The organism is Methylophaga sp. UBA5088, from assembly GCF_002414625.1.
In the GTDB taxonomy this organism is placed as follows: Bacteria; Pseudomonadota; Gammaproteobacteria; order Nitrosococcales; family Methylophagaceae; genus Methylophaga; species Methylophaga marina.
In genome coordinates this window covers 467-5,179 of record NZ_DIAC01000060.1, presented here as the reverse complement: position 1 = coordinate 5,179, position 4,713 = coordinate 467, and the positions used below count along the sequence as shown (strand labels likewise).

Annotated in this window: 4 protein-coding genes; all 4 read right to left on the bottom strand. The window is 45.4% G+C overall.

What is annotated here, in order from left to right; all coding sequences use genetic code 11:
• Positions 1–173 precede the first annotated feature (173 nt).
• Positions 174–2,093, bottom strand: coding sequence for a DUF1566 domain-containing protein (locus tag B4K20_RS08125; protein WP_289282523.1), 1,920 nt, complete (start codon positions 2,091–2,093; stop codon positions 174–176).
• Positions 2,008–2,859 carry a hypothetical protein gene (locus B4K20_RS08120; RefSeq protein WP_289282522.1) on the bottom strand — a complete coding sequence of 284 codons (852 nt, stop codon included), beginning with the start codon at positions 2,857–2,859 and terminating at the stop codon, positions 2,008–2,010. Before B4K20_RS08120 ends, B4K20_RS08125 begins: the two co-directional genes overlap by 86 nt.
• A gap of 73 nt (positions 2,860–2,932) precedes the next feature.
• Complete coding sequence (locus B4K20_RS08115; protein WP_289282521.1) at positions 2,933–3,097, bottom strand: hypothetical protein; 165 nt, start codon at positions 3,095–3,097, stop codon at positions 2,933–2,935.
• A 90-nt stretch (positions 3,098–3,187) separates the two neighbouring features.
• Positions 3,188–4,713 (bottom strand): methyl-accepting chemotaxis protein (locus B4K20_RS08110; protein WP_289282520.1); only part of this gene is annotated, 1,526 nt, incomplete at its 5' end.

Sequence of the window (4,713 nt, the reverse complement as noted above, 5' to 3'; positions counted from 1 at the left end):
ATATTCTATTGGTAGCGGGGGCTCGCAACATTCGATCCCATACATTTTTGTTTGAAGCTTGATAATGCTGATCTGCCTCGCTAATTAAGTCTAAGCAGTGCTTCGATTTAATACTAGTCTTTTCAGTATATATCGAACCTGTAAAATTTGAGAGAAGCTGACTCGGCTAAATATCAATCAGAGCTGCGAATAAGCCTGACTTTTCCTTTTTGCCAACTTACTTTGCTAACGTAATATTTACCATCATCAAAAGACACTGACACGGTATAGCCAGGCATTGTTTTACTCTCTGATGTTGACCAGTAAGTGTTGTATTTGGGGTATTGCTCTGCGGGGAATACATCGTGCAGATATGTCGGAATAATAAAGTCTGGCTTACTCTCTCTGTGACCGCACCCGAGATTAAGGTCATACCTTCTGGCATCAGTGCCGTTAGAACAATGAATCAGTGACTCAAGCTCATCGGCGGCCGGTAAACGCCAATCAGAATAACCACCATAGGATTGCGCTTGAGCCACTTTTTGAGCCTCTTCTTTTGTAAGCTTGGTTGCCATGCCTGAACAGGTGTTACCGCTCCACATTTGCCCTATACTGCAACGCATCCACATCACATTATTGTCACGGTCAATGACAAGCCCCTCGTTAGTGACATAATCCCTTTTACTGGTTGAGTTCTTGATGACCGGAGTAGTTCTGGGTGCTGTGTTGACTTTCTTGGCTGCTTGCTGAAATGCTTGACTCCCAGCAGGGAAGTTCACTTTTTCCTTTAATTGTGATGGGTGATGTGATTTTGCTTCCGTCTTTGAAGCTGTCCCTTTATCAGTTGCATCTGAATCTTTGTCTTTCTTGGTCTCATGCCCTCTCAGCTGTTCAGCATACTGTCGTTTGGCTTTCGCGCGCTCTTTTGCAGTCATCAGCCTGACCAGGCGATAAGCCCCTTTATCATTGACGTCGGATTGGGACTTATTGGCGTTAACCTGCAGGTTTTTATCAACGTCAAACATAGAGACTTTGCCCGACAAGGAGCTCACCCCCCACTCTTCAGAATTAACGAGTGCATAGACTAACCGAGGGTTATTTGGGAAAAGCTCATGCACTTGGGCATAACGTGGCGTGTGTTCGCAACTGGCTTGATGCTCTTTTTCCAGATCGGTCGCTGAGCGGGTATCTGCCATACCGAAAAAGCCAGGATCAGTCTCGAAGAGGTGTCTTGCTGAAGGCCTAAAGACGCTGGCTGTTAAGCAGGCGGATAAGGACTTTTGCTCGGCCAAGCTCGGGATCCGCCACGGATGGCGCGAATTGAGCGGGTTGTACTCAGGAGTCAAGTCGTAGTAATCAGCGTTGTAACTAGCATAGGCCATTACTTTAGGCTGCCCCGAACACTGACCAGAGATGTAGGTCATCCCTACGGGACAACGCATCCAGAGCAGATTACTGTTGAAATCAGCCACGTACTGACCAAACTCGACCAGGCCAACATTGATATTTTCTATGAAGTCTCGCTCAGCATCCTGTTTCTGCTGCTCTGCCTTTGACTCTGCCTCTGCCAGTCGTTGATTATTCTCGACTTGCTCGTAAGCGCTTTCAGACATTTTTGCATCACTGACCAGCCTCACTAACTGCTTGTTCGTTCTCAATTCCAGCGTGAAGATATTTCGGTCATCTTTCACTTTATGAAAGGTTACGCTAGCTCCCTTGCGAGTTAAGTGGCCATCAATGGTATTTGTCCACATCTTGGTGTGAGCATGAGGGAAAAACACGGGATTTAAATGGGTCTTCTGGTAGTCCGAGCCGGGTAAATCCCAAACCTGGGCATCATAGAACTTGTCCAAACCATCAGTATAGGCACTATGGAGGCTAACTGCTTCAAAAACATTCGGGACACGCCAGTTGCTCAATCCACAGAGCTTCTGTTTGTTCACAGTATCAACCAATTCAGTCCAGCTTGCTTCGGCTGACTCTGCTCTGGCCAAATCTTTACGAGGACTGAAGCCTTTCGACGTCAATTTACGAAAAACAAAATCCACCCGGTTTTTTTTCAATGGACAGGGAGGATTCGGTTTTACCACCAAATGAATAGCGTTTTTGAGCATCCTGAACACCACCATCGGTGGTTTTTATTTCCCAGATTCGCTGTGAGTTTTGGTCCCACACACACGCCCACTCATTTGCATCTTCCGGCAACACCTCCCCCGTTTTACTGAGCTTTACAAACTGGTTGCCTTTGCCCTCATTAAGTAAATCCAATACAGGGGTAATATCGACTTTGTCATGTTTTTTGAGAAGGTCGATGACATCCTGGTGATGCTCTTCACTGGTTTTACTCTGGAATTTTTCTTCCTGATACTCAACGTACTGGTCAGATATAAACTCAACCACCATTGAGAGAAGAGCAACAGCAATCACAGCGAATGCGATTGGTTTTAGTTTTGGTTGGTGACCTTTTATTCCAATCCAGTGGGGATAGGTAACCGTCACGGCAATGAGTAAGGGGGATAGCAGACTAAAATCGTCAGCGAAAAACAGGTAGTCGCCTAACAAAAAAATTGCCATCGGAGCAAAAGCCGCGACTGAAATATATCCCAGTTTATTTTTTGACCAGGTGATAAATGGCAAGATCAGCAACTTCAGAATGAGGATAATGATGGCAATACTCAACGCCATCACGCCCCCCATTACCGCGAATACACTAAGTGAAAAGGTGTTGCTGGGGTTGTAGCCAAGCTGGATAATGAGTTTAGTCAGTCCATTGACGATAGTTTCGTATAAGCTTGGCATGCTTATAACACCCATCGCAGCCAAACCAGTTAAAACAAGCCACATTAACAGGCCGCGAAGCAGGGTAGACTTTTTATTCACCGCTCTCGATTCCATTCAAAAAAGCGTCAAAACTACCCAATAGGTCATAGTGCGTCAACAAGACGGTTCCTGGCTACTTCATTTCAGCCCTGTTTTGCATGGCGACTTGCGACAAGGTGCAATACAGAAAAACAAAGTGATACAGGCAGCTTCCAACACATACCAGAGCAAAAAAACGAATTTCTTCTAATTGAACATGCTGTTTGAAGCTCTTAGCTTCAACAGGTTCATTATTCATGAAGCTCTCTGTATAAAATGGACTAGTGTTTGATTAGTAACGGTTACTGCTTGTTAAGGCAGCAAATGCATACTTTATGTTCAATTAGAGCTAACGCTCTGAGAAGCGCTTTATCATGTTGCTCAGCTCGTCTGATTCATGAGCCAGAGACTCCGTGTTTTGATTAACTTTGGAGATATTAGTCACTACACTCTCGGCATCATGGCTCATATGAACAATATTCCGGTTAATGTCTTCGCTCACAGAGCTCTGCTCTTCAACGGCTGTGGCAATCATGGTGTTGAGCTCATTAAGCTTATCGATTTTATCTGCAATATCCCCGATTGAATTAATTGCATTCTCCACTTCTGTTTTACTCTGTGATGCACTAGTCTGGCTCTGCTCCACCTGACTCACTGCGTTAGCAACAGCCTGGTTGAGCTGTTCAATGAGCCTTGAAATCTCTTGGGTTGAGTCCTGTGTTCGTGATGCTAGTTGCCTGACCTCATCAGCTACCACGGCAAAACCTCTCCCTGCCTGCCCCGCTCTGGCAGCCTCAATGGCGGCATTCAAAGCCAATAGGTTAGTCTGCTCAGTGATTTCACTTATCACATTCACTATTGGGTTGATTTCACCGGCATTAACCTGCAATTGCTGAACCACTTCAACAATATTCTCAAATGAGGCCTCAAGTGAGGCGAGTGAATCAATGGCGGCTGTCGCTTTGATAGAACTATTTTGACTCAAGGTATCAACTGCGCCCGCATTGGTAGCAGCCTCCGCTGCACTTCTCGCCACCTCCTGAATTGAAGCAGACATCTCTGTCATTGCTGTAGCAATCTGATCTGACTGCGAGGCTTGAGAGTCAACAGATTTCTTGATGTTTTGTTGAGAGTGAAATGTCCTGTTTGCCTCAATTGCAATCTTTTCTGCTGTATCAGAGAGCCGGACAAGCACTGTGCGGAGTTTAGCATTCAAGAGCTTATTTGCGAGTGTGATTTGACTGATCTCATCCGTGCTCCCTGAGTACACATAAGCCATGAGAGGATTGTCAACCTGTCTCCGAGCCTCATCCACGGCAGCATCCAATGATGAGAATAGCCAGCGTTTAAAACCAAGGTGGGCTATACCAGCGATAACGACGGCGCCGGAAAGAGACACTAAAAAATGACCAAACTGCATTTCAAGACCAGCAAAGCTCAAAACAGCAATAAGTGAGTTGATTGTGTTCGTGATGTGGGACTTTGTCTTTATGGATAAGTTTTTCAGAATGTTACCTGAGAATTTCTTGCCCGCATTGATGCGTTTATATACCTTGTTTGCCCTGTCGATGTCCTCTTCTTGTGGCTTAAAACGCACCGATTCATAGCCGATAATTTTTTCACCATCAAAAACAGGCGTAACGTAGGCATCCACCCAATAGAAGTCTCCTGACTTGGCTCTGTTTTTGACCAGGCCCATCCAGTGCTTTTTGGCTTTGAGCGTGTCCCAGAGATCTTTGAACGCTTCAGGTGGCATATCTGGATGACGGATGATGTTGTGATTCACCTTCAGCATTTCATCAGCTGAAAATTGGCTGACTTTCTGAAATTCACTATTAAAGCTGGTGATGGCGCCCTTAAGATCTGTTGTCGAAC

Coding starts and splice junctions, on each gene's coding strand:
- B4K20_RS08125 (WP_289282523.1), bottom strand. CDS start 2,093: ATGCTCAAAAACGCTATTCATTTGGTGGTAAAACCGAATCCTCCCTGT.
- B4K20_RS08115 (WP_289282521.1), bottom strand. CDS start 3,097: ATGAATAATGAACCTGTTGAAGCTAAGAGCTTCAAACAGCATGTTCAA.